Here is an 18,600-nt window from a genome sequence, read left to right as displayed (position 1 = left end):
CCGCTCCTCAGGAATGCGCTTGAGACAATTTACCGGTGGCTTCGGAACCGCCATTGGCTGGCGGCTCTTTCAGTACCACACGTTTGATCGGGCCGACGATCACCAGGTAGCTGATTACCGCCACCAGTGCGTTGGCGCCGACGAACACCAGCGCCCATTTGAACGAACCGGTGGAGCTGATGATGTAGCCGATGACGATCGGCGTGGTGATCGAGGCGATGTTGCCGAAGGTGTTGAACAGGCCGCCGCTCAGACCGGCAATCTGTTTCGGCGAGGTGTCGGAGACCACCGCCCAGCCCAGTGCACCCACGCCTTTGCCGAAGAACGCCAGGGCCATGAAGCCGACCACCATCCATTCAACGTCGACATAGTTGCAGGCCACGATGCTGCTCGAAACCAGCAGACCGGCAATGATCGGTGCCTTGCGGGCGAAGGTCAGCGAATGGCCCTTGCGCAGCAGGTAATCGGAAATCACCCCGCCGAGGACGCCGCCGATAAAACCGCAGATCGCCGGCAACGAGGCAATGAAACCGGCCTTGAGAATAGTCATGCCACGCTCCTGCACCAGGTACACCGGGAACCAGGTCAGGAAGAAATAAGTGATGCCGTTGATGCAGTACTGGCCCAGGTACACGCCGAGCATCATGCGGTTGGTCAGCAACTGACGGATGTAATCCCACTTCGGGCCGTCAGCCCTTTTGCCTTGTTTCTGGTCCATGTCGACCATGCCGCCGTTGTCGGCGATGAACTTCACTTCCGCTTCGTTGGCCATCGGGTGCTGGCGCGGGCTGTGGATAACCTTCAGCCAGATCAGCGAGAACACGATGCCGAACACACCCATGACAATGAACACGTGTTCCCAGCCGAAGGCATAGACGATCCAGCCCATCAGCGGCGCGAACAGCACGGTGGCGAAATATTGCGCCGAGTTGAAGATCGCCGAAGCGGTGCCGCGCTCAGCGGTCGGGAACCAGGCCGCGACGATGCGCGCGTTGCCGGGGAACGAAGGCGCTTCGGCCAGGCCTACCAGGAAGCGCAACATGAATAGCGCGACGATGGCCGTGGACATGCCGAACTCACCGACGAAGCCTTGCAGCACGGTGAACAGCGACCAGGTGAAAATGCTCAGGGCATAGACTTTTTTCGAGCCGAAACGATCGAGCAGCCAGCCGCCGGGAATTTGCCCGGCCACGTAGGCCCAACCGAATGCAGAGAAGATGTAGCCGAGGGTGACCGCATCGATGCCGAGGTCTTTTTGCAAACTGGAACCAGCGATCGCGATGGTGGCGCGGTCGGCGTAGTTGATCGTGGTCACCAGGAACAACATGAGCAGAATCAAATAGCGGACGTGAGTCGGCTTGGACGATTGCATGTAGATGTACTCCCACTGATTATTTTTATGCGGGTAAAACATTCTTTGGTCTTGTGCCGCGCAGGGCCTTGGCAATAACCCTGCGCGGGTGCAGCGACTTACGAACCGATGTAGGCGGTTTTCACTACGGTGTAGAACTCTTGCGCATAGCGGCCTTGCTCACGTGAGCCATAGGATGAGCCCTTACGGCCACCGAACGGAACGTGGTAATCGACACCGGCGGTCGGCAGGTTGACCATCACCATCCCGGCCTGGGAATGACGCTTGAAGTGGTTGGCGTACTTCAGCGACGTGGTGGCGATACCCGCCGACAGGCCGAATTCGGTGTCGTTGGCCATGGCCAGTGCAGCCTCGTAATCGGCCACGCGGACGATGTTGGCCACCGGGCCGAAGATCTCTTCGCGGCTGATGCGCATAGAGGCTTCGCTGTCGGCAAACAGCGTTGGCGCGAGGAAGTAACCCTCGGTGTCGCAGGTCACCAGACCACCGCCGCTGACCACCCGGGCACCTTCGGACTGACCGATGTCGATGTACTTCAGGTCCTGTTCAAGCTGCGCTTGCGAGACCACCGGACCGATATCGGTGCCAGCCTTCAGCGCATGGCCGACCTTGATCGATTTCATGCGCTCGGCCATCGCTTCGACGAACTTGTCATGAATCCCGGCAGTGACGATCAAACGGCTCGACGCAGTGCAACGCTGGCCGGTGGAGTAGAACGCGCTCTGCACTGACAGCTCCACCGCCTGCTTGAGGTCGGCGTCGTCGAGAATGATCTGCGGGTTCTTACCGCCCATTTCCAGCTGAACCTTGGCCTGGCGCGAAACGCAGTTGACCGCGATCTGACGACCGACGCCGACGGAGCCGGTGAAGCTGATGCCGTCGACTTTCGGGCTGTTGACCAGCGCTTCACCGACCACGCGACCGCTGCCCATCACCAGGTTGAACACGCCGGCCGGGAAGCCCGCGCGAGAGATGATTTCGGCCAGGGCCCAGGCGCAACCCGGTACCAGATCTGCCGGTTTCAACACCACGCAGTTGCCGTAGGCCAGGGCCGGGGCGATTTTCCATGACGGGATGGCAATCGGGAAATTCCACGGGGTGATCAGGCCGACCACGCCGAGGGCTTCGCGGGTGACTTCAACGTTGACGCCCGGGCGCACCGACGGCACGTAGTCGCCGGACAGACGCAGGCACTCGCCGGCGAAGAACTTGAAGATATTGCCGGCGCGGGTCACTTCGCCGATGGCTTCCGGCAGGGTCTTGCCCTCTTCCCGGGCCAGCAGGGTGCCGAGTTCTTCGCGGCGGGCGAGGATCTCGGTGCCGACTTTGTCCAGCGAGTCGTGGCGAGCCTGAATGCCCGAAGTCGACCACGCAGGGAACGCGGCGCGAGCGGCGTCGATGGCGGCGTTGACCTGAGCCAGATCAGCCTTGGCGTAGTCGCCGATGGTGTCGCTCAGCTCGGACGGGTTGATGTTGACCGAGTAATCGTTGCCGGCGACCCATTCACCGTTGATGTAATTGTCATAGCGCTTGGTCACGAATCATTCTCCTGACGCAAAAGGCCGCTGATTGCTCAGCGGCCTTGTTTATAGGGTTGTGTTACTGCGCACCTTGCTTGTCGATCAGCGCGGCGAGCATTTCGTACTCTTCGCGGGTCAGGTCGGTCAGCGGCGCCCGCACCGGGCCTGCGTCATAGCCGGCGATCTTGGCGCCTGCCTTGACGATGCTCACGGCGTAACCGGCCTTGCGGTTGCGGATGTCCAGGTACGGCAGGAAGAAGTCGTCGATGATCTTGCCGACGGTGGCGTGATCTTCGCGGGCAATCGCGTGGTAGAAGTCCATCGCGGTTTTCGGGATGAAGTTGAACACCGCCGACGAGTAGACCGGCACGCCCAGTGCCTTGTAGGCAGCGGCATAGACTTCTGCGGTCGGCAGGCCACCGAGGTAGCTGAAGCGATCGCCGAGGCGACGACGGATCGACACCATCAGCTCGATATCGCCCAGACCGTCCTTGTAACCGATCAGGTTCGGGCAGCGCTCGGCCAGACGCTCCAGCAGCGGTGCGGTCAGGCGGCAGACGTTGCGGTTGTAGACCACCACACCGATGTTGACCGATTTGCACACCGCTTCAACGTGGGCGGCAACGCCGTCCTGGCTGGCTTCGGTCAGGTAGTGCGGCAGCAGCAACAGACCTTTGGCGCCCAGACGCTCGGCTTCCTGAGCGTATTCGATGGCCTGGCGGGTCGAACCACCGACACCGGCAAGGATCGGCACGCTGCTGGCGCAGGTATCGACGGCAGTCTTGATGATTTCCGAATATTCGCTGGCGGCCAGGGAGAAAAACTCACCGGTGCCACCGGCGGCGAACAGGGCCGAAGCACCGTACGGGGCCAGCCACTCCAGGCGTTTGATGTAGCCCGCGCGGTTGAAATCGCCCTGGGCATTGAAATCGGTGACCGGGAAAGACAGCAGGCCGGCGGAGAGGATGGACTTCAGTTCTTGTGGATTCATTATTCGAACACCCTGGTAGCAACGTTTTTTTGTGAGTGGACCGTTCAGCCTTCGCCGAAGTTGTATGTCATCGTACAACTTAAAAGATAACCGTCAACTGCATTTTCATCGCTGGGAGGCATTTTTTGTCGGACAAGATTTCTTTTTGACGTAGGCGTTTTCTCGACTAGGCTCGATTTAACTGTATATACGTACAGTTAAATAAGAACCCACCGACGACATATCAAGGAGAAAGAAATGTCCGGTCTACAACCAAAATGCCTTGAACAACCCACACCGGTCATCGCCCGTTTCGATGATCTTTTTACCCCAGGCGGCATCGACTTCAGTGCCGAAAACCCGCATCTGGTGCTGCACATTGCCGACTCCCACAGCGATGTCGAACCCTCCCCCGCACTGACCGGAAAAGCCATGAAAGTCAAACCGCCGCTGCGCTTCGAAGGCGCGGAACACACGGCGATCGGTGATAACACCCGGTTGCGCTTCGTCGAAAATGCCGAGCCGGTGCTCGCACAAAATGTTCCTTTGCACCTGCCGAACGGGTTGGCGCTGACCTATGGCCAGGTGCTCGCGCTGGGTGGCGATTTCTACGGAATCGCCGACCGGCCGATCAACGAAGGCGCCACCCCGGCAGAACGCCTACAACGTTTTTCGGCGGCGTTCGACACCCTCGCCGTTCTGCCGGCGTCAAAGGCCGAAGCGCCGCAAATTCTGGCGATCATGCAAAAAGAGATCGATGCGGTTAAACAGGCGATCAAGGACGGCAAACCACCCCACGAAGCCTATGACGCGCTGGGAGATACGTTGTCGGAAGAGTGGAACAAGATCACCGGTGGTGGCAGTTTCGTCTCGGCACTTTTCCCGCTCGGTCGCTACCTGAAACTGGCGGCGAATAACGCTGACCACTTTGGCGAATGGGCCCGACAGGCCTACATCGCCGGGCACACCCTGGCCCTGCAGACCGCCGCAGCCGCCCACGCCAGTCAGGACGAGCTGCAACTGGAACGGGCCTACGCCATGAACGCGTTCGCCGACCACTACCTCACCGACCTGTTCTCTTCCGGGCATTTGCGAGTGCCGCGCAAGGCCATGGCCGCGGCGGTGACGCCAAGCGATCTGGGCTCGTTGATCACCCGTTTCATGCACGACGAAGACAGCAAATTCGGGCTCAAGGTGCGCAACGGACATGACGAGCAATGGCGCGCGTTCGGTGACAAACGCTACTTCGATGCCACGGACGCCGACAACCGCAATCAGGTGAATCAAGCGGTGCAGGATTCGGCGGACGAGGTCTATGCTGCGTATTCAACCGGCAACGTGCCGACCACCTTCAACGCGCTGCAACGGTTGCCGGATCTGACTTTCGTGATGAGTCTGACGAACAACTTTTCGCCACTGTTCCGCCTTCAGGGCAACAAAGTCCTGCGGCGCAAGGACGTGAACAACCTCAACGACACCGCCACCGTCGACGACTGGTGGGGCTGGAGCACTTACCTGCTGCTCAAGGACTATCACCCGACCGGCAACACGAATTAAGGAGCGATTCGATGACCATCAAATTGAAAGTTGAACTGGCCTCGGGCCAATCGTTGAAAAGTGCGCCGCTGCAATTACTGCGCGACGGCGTGGCCATCGCCCGGACGTCGGTAGACGCTCATGGCCAGGCGACATTCGACGTCAGGCCGGGCCCGGGCAAACTGGCGGTCAGGGTGGATCGTTCGATTCTGCCCCGCAGTTGAAATGCCCGGACAAGATTGCCCCGGCGCATCTCACAGATTCGCCGGGTAAAGTGCGACGACTGCCGCGAAGGATCGCGGCAGATCTTTCAAGGAGCACGAGCCATGACGTTTGCCGCTGCACACCTTCCTCAATTCCCCGATCACGCCAGCGACTCGATCATCCTGCGATTATCGAACCTGGATGATGACCTGATCGTCCGCGTACCCGATGGCCAGAACACCCCACCGAACTGGGATGTGTACCCGATCCTCGGCGAGGATCCTGAAGAACCTGAATGGCTGGGTTTGTCGGAGCCGACCGGCGTCTGGGATGACGCACTGGACGACATGATCGGCCTGACCGGAATCGAACTGAGCATTCCCCGATTCGAACTGGAAAAGTACCTGAACAGCACTGTTGAATTGCGCTACAAGTTCGCCGATGAGTCCAGTCTGGAACCTTGCTCGGAGCCACTGAGACTCTACGTCGAAGCCTGATCCCTCAGCCCTGTGCCTGCGCCTCTTCGTGGGCCTGACGCAGTCGTTCGCGGCTGTTGGTCAGGTGCAGGCGCATGGCCGCGCGAGCGGCATCGGCATCCTGACGGGCAATGGCCTCGTAGATTTCCTCGTGCTCGCGGCTCAGGCGATTCATGTAGTGCTGTTGATCGTCATGGGCCAGGCGCGCGGAGTTCAGCCGCGTGCGCGGAATGATGCTGGTGCCCAGGTGGGTCATGATGTCGGTGAAGTAGCGGTTGCCGGTGGACAGCGCAATTTGCAGATGAAACTGGAAGTCCGACGCCACTGCATCGCTGGCATGGGCCACGCTTTCGTTCAGCGCATCCAGAGCGGCGCGCATGGCGGCCAATTGCTCGGCGCTGCGACGCTGTGCGGCGAGGCCGGCGGATTCGACTTCCAGGCTGATGCGAAATTCGAGAATCGCCAGTACGTCACGCAGGGTGACTACGGTGGCCGGGTCGATCCGAAAACCGCTCGGGCTCGGCGTGTCGAGCACGAAGGTGCCGATGCCATGGCGGGTTTCGACCTGCCCCGCAGCCTGCAGCCGGGAAATCGCCTCACGCACCACGGTGCGGCTGACGCCATGGGCTTCCATGATCGCCGACTCGGTGGGCAACTTGTCGCCACGCTTGAGCAGACCGTCGCGGATTTGCTCGGTCAGCACCGTCACCAGTTCCTGTGCCAGGCTGCGGCGCTTGCGAGGGAGGCGCGGGGTGTCGATCGGGGTTTCCATGGTCTGCGTTTGTCTCGAAAATTCGGTAAGAGGGGCATCATAGCCCAAGGGAGTTGTACGATCACTGTCCTCTGTGGGAGCAGGCTCCCACAGAGGACGGTGCACATCAGGCCGTCACGGTCTGCTCGACCAGATGCCCGCTGTCGATCCGCACATGCCGTGGATGGAAGCGCTTGAGGCTGCTGCGATGGCCGACGCTGACGATGCTCAGGCCCGGCAACTGATCGATCAGCGCCTGATACAGCGTGGCCTCGTCTTCTTCGTCCATCGCCGACGTCGCTTCGTCCATGTACAGCCAGTGCGGTGCGTAGAGCAGCGCACGGGCGAAGGCCAGACGTTGCTGCTCACCCGGCGAGAGCATGCGTTGCCAGTGGTTGGCTTCGTCCAGACGTGCCACCAGATGCGGCAGACGGCAGGTTTCCAGCATTTGTGCATAACGCTCTGGCGCGTAAGTGTCGCCCGGCTGTGGATAACTCAAGGCTTCGCGCAAGGTCCCAATCGGCAGGTACGGCTTTTGCGGCAGGAACAGATAGCGGGCGGACGGCAGGCGGATACTGCCGTGTCCGGCGGGCCACAGATGCCCCATCGCCCGCAAGAGTGTCGACTTGCCGCTGCCGGAGCGGCCACTGAGCATTACCCGGTCGCCCGCCTCCACGGTCATGTCGGCGCTGGTCAGCAGGTGACGACCATCGGCCAGATCGAGCCCGAGGTTGTGTAACTTCAACTCGCTGCCCTGATTTTGCACATCGATGGCCGGTGCCCTGTCTTCGTTGTCACTCATGGCCTGACGGAAACTCAACAGACGATCACAAGTGGCGCGCCAGGCAGCCAGTTCCGAATACGCGCTGATGAACCAGCTGAAGTTCTCCTGCACGTTGCCGAACGCCGAGTTGATCTGCATCAGCTCACCCAACTCGATCTTGCCTGAGAGATAGCGCGGTGCTGCCACGATAAACGGAAAAATGATCGCGATCTGGCCATAACCGGACGTGAAGAATGTCAGGCGCTTGGACACGCGCATGATGTCCCAGAAGTTCTGCCAGACCAGCCCGAAACGGCTGCTCAAACGACGATTTTCGTTCGGTTCGCCGTTGTACAGCGCAATACTTTCGGCATTCTCGCGCACTCGCACCATGGAAAAACGCAGGTCAGCTTCAAAGCGTTGTTGTTGGTTGTTCAGGCCGATCAGGCGCCGACCGATCAGGTGCGTCAGCCAACTGCCGACCGCTGCATACAGCAGCGCACACCAGAACATGTAGCCGGGAATTTCGAAGCCGAAAACTTCGATGCTGCCGGACACACCCCACAGAATGATCGAGAACGACACCAGGCTGACCACCGTGCGGATCAGTCCCAGCCCGAGACTCAGGGTATTGGCAGTGAAGGTGTTGAGGTCTTCGGAAATCCGTTGGTCAGGGTTGTCGGTGTAGCCGCCCTGCTCCAGCTGGTAGTAATTCTTGTGCCCTAGCCAGCGCTTGAAGTGGTTCTCGGTGAGCCATGCCCGCCAGCGGATGGTCAGCATCTGCGTCAGGTACAGGCGATACACCGCGCCCAGGATCGCCACCGTGGCAATGCCGCAGAAATACAGGATCAACTGCCAGAACGCCGCCTCATCCTTCTTCTGCAGAGCGTTGTAGAAATCCTTGTACCAACTGTTGATCCACACCGAGATCGCCACGCTGAACAGCGACAGCGCAATCACGGCAATCAGCAATGTCCAGGCCTTGCCCTTCTCTTCGCTGCGCCAGTAAGGCGTGGTCATCGCCCACACCTTGCGAAAAAACTGCCCGCGCACAGCATCGTTGACCGCGGAATATTCAGCGTTCTGATTCATGGATAAGGCTCGATAAAGAAAAGAACAGACACGCACCGATCATAGTTGATCGGTGCGCTTTATCGCGAGGGCTGGCGATGGCCGTTCAGCGCAGGTTCAGCGACGAACCGGGCGCTTCTGCAGCTTGCGCTGCAGGGTACGACGGTGCATGCCCAGGGCGCGGGCAGTGGCGGAGATGTTGCCTTCGTGCTCGGTCAGCACGCGCTGGATGTGTTCCCACTGCAGGCGATCCACCGACATCGGGTTTTCCGGCACCAGGCTGTCGAGATCGGCGTGTTCGGACAGCAGCGCTGCCAGCACGTCGTCGGCGTCGGCCGGTTTGCACAGGTAATTGCAGGCGCCGCGCTTGATCGCTTCGACGGCGGTGGCAATGCTCGAATAACCGGTGAGGATCACCACGCGCATCTCCGGGTCCAGTTCCAGCAGCTTCGGCAGCAGGACCAGACCGGAGTCGCCGTCCATTTTCAGGTCCAGCGCGGCGTAGTCCGGCAGATCGGCCTGGGCGATGGTCAGGCCTTCCTCGGCGGAACCGGCGGTGCTGACGCGGAAACCACGGCGGGCCATGGCACGGGCCATCACCCGGGTGAAGGTCGCATCGTCATCGACCAGCAGCAAATGCGGCAGTTCTTCGCCTTCGACTTGGATTTCGTCACTCATGTTGCTCTCCTCGGGCGCCGTGGGGCAGGCGCAGCTCGGTGAGCGTGCCGCCTTCCTCATGACTATAGAGTTTCACTGAGCCGCCGGCGCGTGTCACGCTGGCCTTGCTCAAAAACAGGCCCAGGCCGAAACCTTTGCCCTTGGTGGTAAAAAACGGTTTGCCGATCTGCTCGGCGATGGCCAGCGGCACACCAGCGCCATGATCGCGAATGCTGATGGTCAGGTCTTCGGCGGTCCAGTCCAGGGTCACCTGAAGGTTTTCCGGGCAGGCGTCGGCGGCGTTGTTCAACAGATTCAACAAGGCCTGGGTCAGATCCGGGGGCGGCGCCACACGAGGCAGCGGGCCCTGGCCCAGGCGCTGGAAGCGATAACTGGCTTCCGGACGCATCAGGTGCCAGCGGTTGAGCGCCTCGTCGAGCCACTCGGTGACGTCCTGCATCTCCACCGCCATCCGACGATTGGCTTCGGCGGCGCGCACCAGTTGCTGCAGGGTCTCCTTGCAGAGCTTGACCTGATCTTTCAACACCTTCAGGTCTTCCTGAAGCATCGGGTCGTGATGATCCTGCTGCATTTCATTGAGCAACACGCTCATGGTCGCCAGCGGTGTGCCCAGTTCATGAGCGGCACCGGCGGCCTGAGTCGCCACGGCCAGCAATTGCTGATCGCGCAGGCCTTCTTCACGGCGGATCGCGCGTAACTCTTCCTGGCGGCGCAGCTCTTCAGCCATGCGCGCAGCGAAGAAGGTAATCACCGCTGCCGCGAGGGCAAAACTCAGCCACATGCCGTAGATTTGCAGGTTTTCCCGGGCGACCGGCAGGGTTTCCAGCGGATAGAAATGCGTCAGCATCAGGGTGTACAAGGCCAGCGCAATACCGGACAGCACCACGGAATAACGCCACGGCAGCGTCACCGCAGCGATGGTCAGCGGCACCAGATAATACGAAACGAACGGGTTGGTCGACCCCCCGGAGAAATACAGCAAGGCACTGTGGATAACCAGATCGCAGGCCAGTTGCAGCGCGTATTCGAGCTCGGTGACCGGCCACGAAGTGCGCAGGCGCACGGCGGTGAACACACACAGCAGGATCGAACAGCCGAGGGTCATCACCAGTTGCACCCACGGCAACGGCAACAGCTCCAGCCAGTAGGCCAGGCCCACGGAACCGGCCTGCGCGGCGAGCACCAGAGTGCGGATGAAAGTCAGCCGCCAGAGGTTCTGGCGAGTGGCGGAAGTCAGTTGTACGGGGGCGAGCATGAGCTCTCCTGATGAGCGCTCCAGGCGGATCGCACGGAGTATAACCAAGGCGCGCGCTTGAGAGGCGAAAGTGCGGCAAACGACCACATGGCGCAAAGATTTTCTGCGGCTATAAGGGCCCCTTCGCGAGCAAGCTCGCTCCCACAGGGGAACGCGTCCCAAATGTGGGAGCGAGCTTGCTCGCGATTGGCTGCGCAGCGGCTGCCGGCCATCTGTATAGAAGTTGTAACTGGGCGAACCGGATCATAAAAGCTAGAGTCTGATGGTTTCACGCAGGCCCCGAACCATCACCTGCGCCCTCATCAAGGAGCTTTCATGCACACATTTCGCCGCAGCGCCGCCCTTCTCGCCCTGACCGTCGGCAGTGTCGCCAGCCTTCCGGCCCTGGCGGCCGATGAGCTGCACTACAACCAGATTTCCCTGCGTGCCGAAGTCAGCCAAGAAGTGGCCCGCGACCTGATGATCGTGACCCTCTACACCGAAGAACAGAACACTGACCCGGCCAAACTCGCCGCCGACGTCAGCACCACCATGAACAAGGCCCTGGCCCAGGCCAAGCAAGTCAAAGACATCACCCTGCGCCAGGGCAGCCGCAACAGCTACCCGATCTACGACACCAAGGGCCAGAAAATCACCGGCTGGCGCGAACGCGCCGAACTGCGCCTGGAAAGCGCCGACTTCGCCGCCCTGTCCAAACTCACCGGCGAGTTGCTGACCGACCTGAAAATGGGCGGCATGGACTTCGCCATCGCCGACCCGACCCGCAAGGCCAGCGAAGACAAACTGCTGAAAGAAGCCGTTACCGCCTTCAAGGCCCGCGCCCAACTGGCCACCGACGCCTTGGGTGGCAAGGGCTACAAAATCGTCAACCTGAACCTCAACAGCAACGGCTTCCCACAACCGTACATGCGCGCCCCGATGATGATGAAAGCCGCCGGCATGGATTCGGCGCCCGTCACGCCTGAAGTCGAAGCCGGCACCAGCCAGGTCAGCCTGACCGCTGATGGCTCGATTGAAGTGTTGATGCAGTAATTGAGTGACGGCTGAATGAAAAACCGGCGATCAGTGAATGATCGCCGGTTTTTTTGTGCCCGGCATTTGGGTTGTCAGCTCCGCCGTCATCGCTAGCAAGCTAGCTCCCACATTTGGAATGCGGACTCCTGTGGGAGCCAGCCTGCTGGCGATGAACGATGACACGGTCTCAGGTTTGCGGATCAACCCGATCCAGCGCCCGATCCAGCGCCCGGTTCACCGCCAGCTCGGCCAGCATGATGATCTGCTGGATCCCGAGCGCCGTACTGCGCTGCGAACCGCTGAGTTCATTGGCGAAATTGCTGGCGATGGTACTGGCCGACGCCAGGGACTCGCAGGCGTTGGCCAGCAGGCTTTCGGTGTCGACGTTGGGCGTGACCATATACATCGTGCTCGGGCGCGGTTTGGAAGGGTTGGGGCAAAGATAGAAATCGAGGGCGCGCTTGATGGCTTCGCGGTTGCGGGCGAGGTCTTCGGCGCGCATGGCTTCTTCGAGGGGGGTGGGTGATTCGAGGGGTGGATCGGGGACAACCTTGTTCATTGATAACCTCCTTGCTGATTTTAAGCCACCAGATGCCGTTCTCACGCGGCGAAGAGGTGGCAGCTATGTGCGGGGTGAGAAACCGGGCAAGGAGATTCCGGCCAGACCGAAGTCTGCCCGCACACAGCCGCCATAAATCAACTACAGGCAGCAGAAAGCTGGCGGCAATTATGGTCGGACTGACGTTTGAATAACACTCGCTTGCCTGGGTTCTCACACCCAATCACAGAGTTTTCTGCGACAACCAAAGACTAGAGAGCGTGCTTCCGACGGACAACCTGAAAACCTTGTGGGAAGGGTCCTGCGATGTTGTTGAGATTTAAACAGTTTCAAAAGCTGCCCTCACCCTAACCCTCCCGAAACGTCGGACCGCCCGTAGGGAGAGGGGACTGACCGTGGTGTTTGGGAGAGGTACGCCGACGTGCGATATCGAAGGTGAATTCAAAATCTGAAAAGCACACAAACCGCTCTAGCTGTTGCTCCACCACCACTCAACAGGATGAGCGTTAGCTCGGCTGCAGCTCTTGATCTTGATCCACGGGCGACGTCGGAAGGCTGAGTGGAGGGATTTATCCGGGGGTGGGAGCGCAGCGACCGTTTGGCGAAGCCAAACACATCGAGAGGAGGTGCAGCGAAGCAAACCGTAGGCGATGCCCCCCGGATGAATCCCGGAGCGAAGGAACCCCGAGCCCTAGCGAGCGGGCCGAACGCAGGAGCAAGCGTTTTTGGTTACTTTTTAGGCGTTTGTAAAAAGTGACCCGCCGTCAGGGCGGAACCATAAGCCGCAGCACCCGAAAAAACGGATATGTTCACAACCTCCCCAGATATACCGAGATAGACACCTCACCTAGAAAAACGATATTTCCGCGCCCACCGAAACCCCGGCTACCCTCCTCCCCACAACTACCTCCAATACACCCGGGGACTCCATGGATCGATTCACCTTCAAACCACTTCTAATAACCCTGGCCCTGACCGCCATAACCCCAATCGCCAACGCAGCAACAACCCTGGTCTACTGCTCCGAAGCCAGCCCCGCAGGCTTCGACCCCAGCCAATACACCAGCGGCACCGACTTCGACGCCTCCGCCGAAACCGTCTTCAACCGCCTCACCCAATTCAAACGCGGCAGCACCGACATCGAACCGGGCCTGGCCACAAGCTGGGACGTGAGCCCGGACGGCCTCCAATACACCTTCCACCTGCGCCAGAACGTAAAATTCCACACCACTGACTACTTCACCCCGACCCGCACCTTCAACGCCGACGACGTGCTGTTCACCTTCCAGCGCCTGCTCGACCCGGAAAACGCCTTCCGCAAGGCCTACCCCGCCGAGTCCCCCTACTTCACCGACATGGACCTGAACACCACGATCAAATCCGTGGAAAAAATCGACGAAAATACCGTGCGCTTCAATCTGAACAACGTCGACGCCGCGTTCGTGCAAAACCTCGCCATGAGCTTCGCCTCGGTGCAATCGGCCGAATATGCCGCGCAGTTGCTGAAGGAAGGCAAGGCAGCAGACATCAACCAGAAACCGGTCGGTACCGGCCCGTTCGTGTTCAAGCGTTACCAGAAGGACTCGCAGATCCGCTACGCAGCGAACAAGGACTACTGGAAACCCGAAGATGTCAAAATCGACAACCTGGTGTTCTCGATCACCCCGGACGCAGCCGTCCGCCTGCAGAAACTCAAGACCGGCGAATGCCAGGTCAGCGGCTACCCGCGCCCGGCCGACATCGAAGTGATGGAAAAAGACCCGAACCTGCGCGTGTTGAAGCAGGCCGGTTTCAACCTCGGTTTCCTTGCCTACAACACCACCCATCCGCCGCTGGATCAGCTCAAAGTACGCCAGGCGCTCGATATGGCCATCGACAAACCGGCGATCATCAAAGCGGTTTACCAGAGTGCCGGTCAGCTGGCGCAAAACGCCTTACCGCCAGCGCAGTGGTCGTTCGATCCGAACATAAAAGATGCGCCGCACGACCCTGTCAAAGCCAAGGCGCTACTCAAGGAAGCCGGGGTTGCACCGGGTACAACCATCAATCTCTGGGCGATGACCGTGCAGCGCGCGTCCAACCCGAATGCGCGGATGTCGGCACAGATGATCCAGCAGGATTGGGAGAAGGTCGGCATCAAGGCCAACATCGTCAGCTATGAATGGGGCGAGTACATCAAGCGCGCCAAGAATGGCGAACACGACGCGATGATCTACGGCTGGACCGGTGACAACGGCGACCCGGACAACTGGCTCGGCGTGCTTTACAGCTGCGCGGCGGTGAAAGGCAGCAACTACGCCAAATGGTGCGATCCGGCCTACGACAAACTGGTGCAGCAGGCCAAGGTGTCCACCGATAAATCGCAACGGGTAAAACTGTATCAACAGGCGCAACTGATCCTTAAACAGCAAGTGCCGATCACGCCGATCGCCAACTCCACGGTGTTCCAGCCGCTGCGCAAGGAAGTCACCGACTTCAAGATCAGCCCGTTCGGTCTAACCCCCTTCTATGGCGTGGGTATAAATAAGTAACACCCGGCCCCAAGGCGGCGCGCAAATCATGACCAATGCACCGTTTTGGGGCTTCATTTGCACCGTAAAAAACGACCGCAAACGGTCAAATGCGTCAGAAGTTATACGGATGCGACATTAAGGTACGTTCGTGCCACCGTTTGATGCCGCCGGGCGCTCTGGATCTTGCATTGGGTATGGGCCCTGCATAAGTATCCGCAGGCACGACTCACGAGGTCGTACCTCAATATTAAAAAATGACAACAAATCATGAGGCCAACATGCTTAAACACGCGGTCATTCCGTTTTTAGTCGGCGCAGGCTTGTTAGCCTCCGCACCTTTCGCTTCCGCTGCGACTAACCTGGTGTTCTGCTCCGAAGGCAGCCCGGCCGGTTTCGACCCAGGCCAATACACCACCGGAACCGACTTCGACGCCTCAGCCGAAACCATGTTCAACCGTCTGACCCAGTTCGAGCGTGGCGGCACCGCCGTTGTTCCTGGGCTGGCGACCAGCTGGGACATTTCCCCGGACGGCCTGACCTACACCTTCCACCTGCGTGAAGGCGTGAAGTTCCACACCACCCCGTATTTCAAGCCGACTCGTGAGTTCAACGCCGACGACGTGCTGTTCACCTTCAATCGCATGATTAACAAGGATGACCCGTTCCGTAAGGCGTACCCGACCGAATTCCCATACTTCACCGACATGGGGATGGATACCAACATCACCAAGATCGATAAAGTCGACGACCACACCGTCAAGTTCACTCTGAAAGAAGTCGACGCCGCGTTCATCCAGAACATGGCCATGAGCTTCGCTTCGATTCAGTCCGCCGAGTACGCAGCGCAGCTGCTGAAGGAAGGCAAGGCTGCCGACATCAACCAGAAGCCGATCGGCACTGGTCCGTTCGTGTTCAAGAGCTACCAGAAAGACTCCAACATCCGTTACACCGGCAACAAGGATTACTGGAAGCCTGAAGACGTGAAGATCGACAACCTGATCTTCGCCATCACCACCGACCCGTCGGTACGTATCCAGAAGCTGAAAAAGAACGAGTGCCAGGTCACTCTGTTCCCGCGTCCGGCCGACCTCGCCGCACTGAAAGCCGACCCCGCGCTGAAGATGCCTGACCAGGCCGGCTTCAACCTGGGCTACATCGCCTACAACGTGATGGACAAGGTCAAGGGCAGCAACGAAGCCAACCCGCTGGCCGACCTGCGTGTTCGCCAGGCGCTGGACATGGCTGTGAACAAGCCACAGATCATAGACTCGGTTTACCAGGGCGCAGGCCAGCTGGCCGTCAACGCCATGCCGCCGACCCAGTGGTCCTACGACACCACCATCAAGGACGCCAAGTACGATCCTGAGAAAGCCAAGCAGCTGCTCAAGGAAGCCGGCGTCAAGGAAGGCACCGAGATCGTCCTGTGGGCGATGCCGGTTCAGCGTCCGTACAACCCGAACGCCAAACTGATGGCCGAAATGCTCCAGTCCGACTGGAAGAAGATCGGTCTGAACGTGAAGATCACCAGCTACGAGTGGGGCGAGTACATCAAGCGCTCCAAAGGTGGCGAGAACCAGGCCATGATCATTGGCTGGAGCGGTGACAATGGTGATCCGGACAACTGGCTCAACGTGTTGTTTGGTTGCGACTCGCTGAGCGGCAACAACTTCTCCAAATGGTGCGACAAGAAATTCGACGGCCTCGTGAAAGAAGCCAAGCGCACCACTGACCAGGCCAAGCGCACCGAACTCTACAAAGAGGCGCAACACGTCCTCAAAGATGCAGTCCCTATGACACCTATCGCTCACTCGACGGTGTATCAACCCATGCGCGCCAACGTGCAGGACTTCAAGATCAGCCCATTCGGCTTGAACTCCTTCTACGGCGTCAGCATCAAGTAAAAAAGCCAGCGGCGACGTTTTCAGCGTCGCCGCTGTTTTTTTCTGCCGAATAGTCAGGAATCTGCCTACATCCATTTCCACCTGGTCTTACCAGATTGGTTTAGGACGTGTCGCCTTTTCCTACGAGTCTTTAGGACTCAGCGCATTTACTGCCAGACCTACGGCCCCTACCGTCAGGTTCTGACCAGTGACTGCGTGGGCTATCGGTTTGCTGTTGGATTGAGCTCAATGCAGCCACAACTTCCCTGGAAGGGATCGCGGCGCATTGAAAAACACTGAGACAAGAGGGAGCGTCATGCGCCACACCTTGGTTTTTTCCGCATTGCTGGGCGCCGGCCTGTTGGCCGCCACGTCCGCGAGTTTTGCCGCCAGCGACAGTCTGGTGTTCTGCTCCGAAGGCAGCCCGGCCGGTTTCGACACCGCGCAGTACACGACGGCCACGGATAACGACGCCGCCGAACCGCTGTACAACCGCCTGGCCGAATTCGAAAAAGGCGCGACCAATGTCGTACCGGGCCTGGCAACGAGCTGGGATATTTCCGAGGATGGCCTCAAGTACACCTTTCACCTGCGTGAAGGGGTGAAATTTCATACAACGGCTTACTTCAAACCCACCCGCGATTTCAACGCCGACGACGTGCTGTTCACGTTTAACCGCATGCTCGATCCGCAACAGCCATTCCGTAAGGCTTATCCGACCGAGTTCCCGTATTTCAACGGGATGAGCCTGAACAAGAACATCGCCAAGGTCGAAAAGACCGGGCCGCTGACCGTGGAGTTCACGCTCAACAGCGTCGACGCCGCATTCATCCAGAACATCGCCATGAGCTTCGCCGCCATTCTGTCTGCTGAATACGCTGACAAGCTACTGGCCGAAGGCAAGCCGAGCGACATCAATCAGAAGCCGATCGGCACTGGCCCGTTCGTGTTCAAGAGCTATCAGAAAGACTCGAACATCCGCTATACCGGCAACCCGCATTACTGGGATCAGAGCCGGGTGAAGCTGAAGAACCTGATTTTCGCGATCAATACCGACGCCTCGGTTCGCGTGCAGAAGCTCAAGGCCGGCGAGTGCCAAGTCACTCTGCACCCGCGCCCGGCCGATGTGCCGGCACTGAAGAACGACCCGAAACTGCAACTGATCGAAAAGCCGGGCTTCAACCTCGGTTACATCGCCTACAACGTGCGCCACAAACCGTTCGACCAGCTCGAAGTGCGTCAGGCGCTGGACATGGCGGTGAATAAACAGGGAATTCTCAACGCTGTTTACCAGGGTGCCGGTCAACTGGCGGTCAACGCCATGCCGCCAACTCAATGGTCCTACGACACCACGATCAAGGACGCCGCCTACAACCCGGAAAAAGCCAAGGCACTGCTCAAGGCTGCCGGCGTCAAGGAAGGCACCGAGATCACCCTGTGGGCCATGCCGGTGCAGCGTCCGTACAACCCGAACGCCAAACTGATGGCCGAAATGCTCCAGGCTGACTGGGCCAAGATCGGTCTGAAAGTGAAGATCGTCAGCTACGAATGGGGCGAGTACATCAAGCGCACCAAGAATGGCGAACACGACGTCAGCCTGATCGGCTGGACCGGTGACAACGGGGATCCGGACAACTGGCTCGGCACGCTGTACAGCTGCGACGCCATTGGCGGCAACAACTACTCCATGTGGTGCGACCCGGCTTACGACAAGCTGATCAAAGAGGCCAAGGTCGTCACCGACCGCGACCAGCGCACCGTGCTCTACAAACAGGCCCAGCAGTTGCTCAAACAGCAAGTGCCAATCACGCCTGTGGCTCACTCGACGGTCAACCAGCCGTTAAGCGCCAGGATCGAAGGATTCAAGGTCAGCCCCTTCGGTCGCAACGTGTTTTCGGGTGTGAGCATCGACTAAACAAATAACCGACTAGCCGCAACGCTGAGGAGGCCGTCTACCTCCTCACGCAAGCGCTTTGCCGAAAATCGCCAATCAGGCCTTTTGCAAACGTTTGCGATGTGTGAATGAGTTCTAAAACCA

The 18,600-nt window shown here is 59.5% G+C and carries 15 protein-coding genes; 7 read left to right on the top strand and 8 right to left on the bottom strand.

What is annotated here, in order from left to right; genetic code table 11:
* Nucleotides 1-7 precede the first annotated feature (7 nt).
* The 3 genes from NH234_RS05190 to kdgD form a co-directional block, all read right to left on the bottom strand.
* Entirely contained in the window at nucleotides 8-1,372 is a 1,365-nt protein-coding gene (locus NH234_RS05190) for an MFS transporter (protein WP_085730109.1), read from the bottom strand.
* 98 nt (nucleotides 1,373-1,470) lie between these two features.
* Complete coding sequence (locus NH234_RS05185; RefSeq protein ID WP_085711804.1) at nucleotides 1,471-2,910, bottom strand: aldehyde dehydrogenase family protein; 1,440 nt, start codon at nucleotides 2,908-2,910, stop codon at nucleotides 1,471-1,473.
* Between the two features lie 61 nt (nucleotides 2,911-2,971).
* Complete coding sequence (gene kdgD / locus NH234_RS05180) at nucleotides 2,972-3,883, bottom strand: 5-dehydro-4-deoxyglucarate dehydratase (RefSeq protein ID WP_007953624.1); 912 nt, start codon at nucleotides 3,881-3,883, stop codon at nucleotides 2,972-2,974.
* 237 nt (nucleotides 3,884-4,120) lie between these two features.
* On the opposite strand from kdgD, the gene NH234_RS05175 reads away from it, so the two are divergent.
* The 3 genes from NH234_RS05175 (at nucleotide 4,121) to NH234_RS05165 (ending at nucleotide 6,099) form a co-directional block, all read left to right on the top strand.
* Nucleotides 4,121-5,419 carry a phospholipase gene (locus NH234_RS05175; RefSeq protein WP_367255840.1) on the top strand — a complete coding sequence of 433 codons (1,299 nt, stop codon included), beginning with the start codon at nucleotides 4,121-4,123 and terminating at the stop codon, nucleotides 5,417-5,419.
* 11 nt (nucleotides 5,420-5,430) lie between these two features.
* Complete coding sequence (locus NH234_RS05170; RefSeq protein ID WP_085729591.1) at nucleotides 5,431-5,622, top strand: hypothetical protein; 192 nt, start codon at nucleotides 5,431-5,433, stop codon at nucleotides 5,620-5,622.
* Between the two features lie 102 nt (nucleotides 5,623-5,724).
* The gene (locus tag NH234_RS05165) at nucleotides 5,725-6,099 is read left to right on the top strand and encodes a hypothetical protein (RefSeq protein ID WP_085729590.1); all 375 of its coding nucleotides are present in this window, start codon (nucleotides 5,725-5,727) and stop codon (nucleotides 6,097-6,099) included.
* 4 nt (nucleotides 6,100-6,103) lie between these two features.
* Here the strand turns inward: NH234_RS05165 and NH234_RS05160 are convergent, their stop codons facing one another.
* The 4 genes from NH234_RS05160 to NH234_RS05145 all read right to left on the bottom strand — a co-directional run bounded on the left by NH234_RS05160 (nucleotide 6,104) and on the right by NH234_RS05145 (nucleotide 10,596).
* Entirely contained in the window at nucleotides 6,104-6,850 is a 747-nt protein-coding gene (locus tag NH234_RS05160; protein ID WP_085711808.1) for a FadR/GntR family transcriptional regulator, read from the bottom strand.
* A gap of 106 nt (nucleotides 6,851-6,956) precedes the next feature.
* A complete protein-coding gene (locus NH234_RS05155) occupies nucleotides 6,957-8,684 on the bottom strand; it encodes an ABC transporter ATP-binding protein/permease (RefSeq protein WP_367255837.1) in 1,728 nt (575 codons plus the stop codon).
* Between the two features lie 96 nt (nucleotides 8,685-8,780).
* On the bottom strand, nucleotides 8,781-9,341 hold the full coding sequence (locus NH234_RS05150; protein ID WP_003221630.1) for a response regulator transcription factor: 561 nt from the start codon (nucleotides 9,339-9,341) through the stop codon (nucleotides 8,781-8,783).
* Entirely contained in the window at nucleotides 9,334-10,596 is a 1,263-nt protein-coding gene (locus NH234_RS05145; RefSeq protein WP_007953651.1) for an ATP-binding protein, read from the bottom strand. Before NH234_RS05145 ends, NH234_RS05150 begins: the two co-directional genes overlap by 8 nt.
* A gap of 315 nt (nucleotides 10,597-10,911) precedes the next feature.
* On the opposite strand from NH234_RS05145, the gene NH234_RS05140 reads away from it, so the two are divergent.
* A complete protein-coding gene (locus tag NH234_RS05140; protein ID WP_085729587.1) occupies nucleotides 10,912-11,628 on the top strand; it encodes an SIMPL domain-containing protein in 717 nt (238 codons plus the stop codon).
* Nucleotides 11,629-11,797: 169 nt separating this feature from the next.
* Here NH234_RS05140 and NH234_RS05135 read toward each other — a convergent pair whose 3' ends face one another.
* On the bottom strand, nucleotides 11,798-12,169 hold the full coding sequence (locus NH234_RS05135) for a DUF6124 family protein (RefSeq protein ID WP_367255834.1): 372 nt from the start codon (nucleotides 12,167-12,169) through the stop codon (nucleotides 11,798-11,800).
* Nucleotides 12,170-13,098: 929 nt separating this feature from the next.
* Between NH234_RS05135 and NH234_RS05130 the strand changes: the two genes are divergently transcribed.
* The 3 genes from NH234_RS05130 to NH234_RS05120 all read left to right on the top strand — a co-directional run bounded on the left by NH234_RS05130 (nucleotide 13,099) and on the right by NH234_RS05120 (nucleotide 18,477).
* Nucleotides 13,099-14,700: an ABC transporter substrate-binding protein gene (locus tag NH234_RS05130; RefSeq protein ID WP_367255832.1), complete on the top strand. Its 1,602-nt coding sequence runs from the start codon at nucleotides 13,099-13,101 to the stop codon at nucleotides 14,698-14,700.
* A 260-nt stretch (nucleotides 14,701-14,960) separates the two neighbouring features.
* On the top strand, nucleotides 14,961-16,583 hold the full coding sequence (locus tag NH234_RS05125; protein ID WP_367255830.1) for an ABC transporter substrate-binding protein: 1,623 nt from the start codon (nucleotides 14,961-14,963) through the stop codon (nucleotides 16,581-16,583).
* A 295-nt stretch (nucleotides 16,584-16,878) separates the two neighbouring features.
* Nucleotides 16,879-18,477, top strand: coding sequence for an ABC transporter substrate-binding protein (locus NH234_RS05120; protein ID WP_085729583.1), 1,599 nt, complete (start codon nucleotides 16,879-16,881; stop codon nucleotides 18,475-18,477).
* Nucleotides 18,478-18,600 lie beyond the last annotated feature (123 nt).

The sequence above is a fragment of the Pseudomonas sp. stari2 genome (assembly GCF_040760005.1).
Taxonomy (GTDB): Bacteria; Pseudomonadota; Gammaproteobacteria; order Pseudomonadales; family Pseudomonadaceae; genus Aquipseudomonas.
This window is presented reverse-complemented; position numbering and strand designations above follow the sequence as displayed.

Bases quoted from the DNA above. Each gene is read 5' to 3' on its own strand.
- NH234_RS05190 (WP_085730109.1), bottom strand. From the start codon at position 1,372: ATGCAATCGTCCAAGCCGACTCACGTCCGCTATTTGATTCTGCTCATG.
- kdgD (WP_007953624.1), bottom strand. From the start codon at position 3,883: ATGAATCCACAAGAACTGAAGTCCATCCTCTCCGCCGGCCTGCTGTCT.
- NH234_RS05175 (WP_367255840.1), top strand. From the start codon at position 4,121: ATGTCCGGTCTACAACCAAAATGCCTTGAACAACCCACACCGGTCATC.
- NH234_RS05170 (WP_085729591.1), top strand. From the start codon at position 5,431: ATGACCATCAAATTGAAAGTTGAACTGGCCTCGGGCCAATCGTTGAAA.
- NH234_RS05165 (WP_085729590.1), top strand. From the start codon at position 5,725: ATGACGTTTGCCGCTGCACACCTTCCTCAATTCCCCGATCACGCCAGC.
- NH234_RS05160 (WP_085711808.1), bottom strand. From the start codon at position 6,850: ATGGAAACCCCGATCGACACCCCGCGCCTCCCTCGCAAGCGCCGCAGC.
- NH234_RS05155 (WP_367255837.1), bottom strand. From the start codon at position 8,684: ATGAATCAGAACGCTGAATATTCCGCGGTCAACGATGCTGTGCGCGGG.
- NH234_RS05150 (WP_003221630.1), bottom strand. From the start codon at position 9,341: ATGAGTGACGAAATCCAAGTCGAAGGCGAAGAACTGCCGCATTTGCTG.
- NH234_RS05145 (WP_007953651.1), bottom strand. From the start codon at position 10,596: ATGCTCGCCCCCGTACAACTGACTTCCGCCACTCGCCAGAACCTCTGG.
- NH234_RS05140 (WP_085729587.1), top strand. From the start codon at position 10,912: ATGCACACATTTCGCCGCAGCGCCGCCCTTCTCGCCCTGACCGTCGGC.
- NH234_RS05135 (WP_367255834.1), bottom strand. From the start codon at position 12,169: ATGAACAAGGTTGTCCCCGATCCACCCCTCGAATCACCCACCCCCCTC.
- NH234_RS05130 (WP_367255832.1), top strand. From the start codon at position 13,099: ATGGATCGATTCACCTTCAAACCACTTCTAATAACCCTGGCCCTGACC.
- NH234_RS05125 (WP_367255830.1), top strand. From the start codon at position 14,961: ATGCTTAAACACGCGGTCATTCCGTTTTTAGTCGGCGCAGGCTTGTTA.
- NH234_RS05120 (WP_085729583.1), top strand. From the start codon at position 16,879: ATGCGCCACACCTTGGTTTTTTCCGCATTGCTGGGCGCCGGCCTGTTG.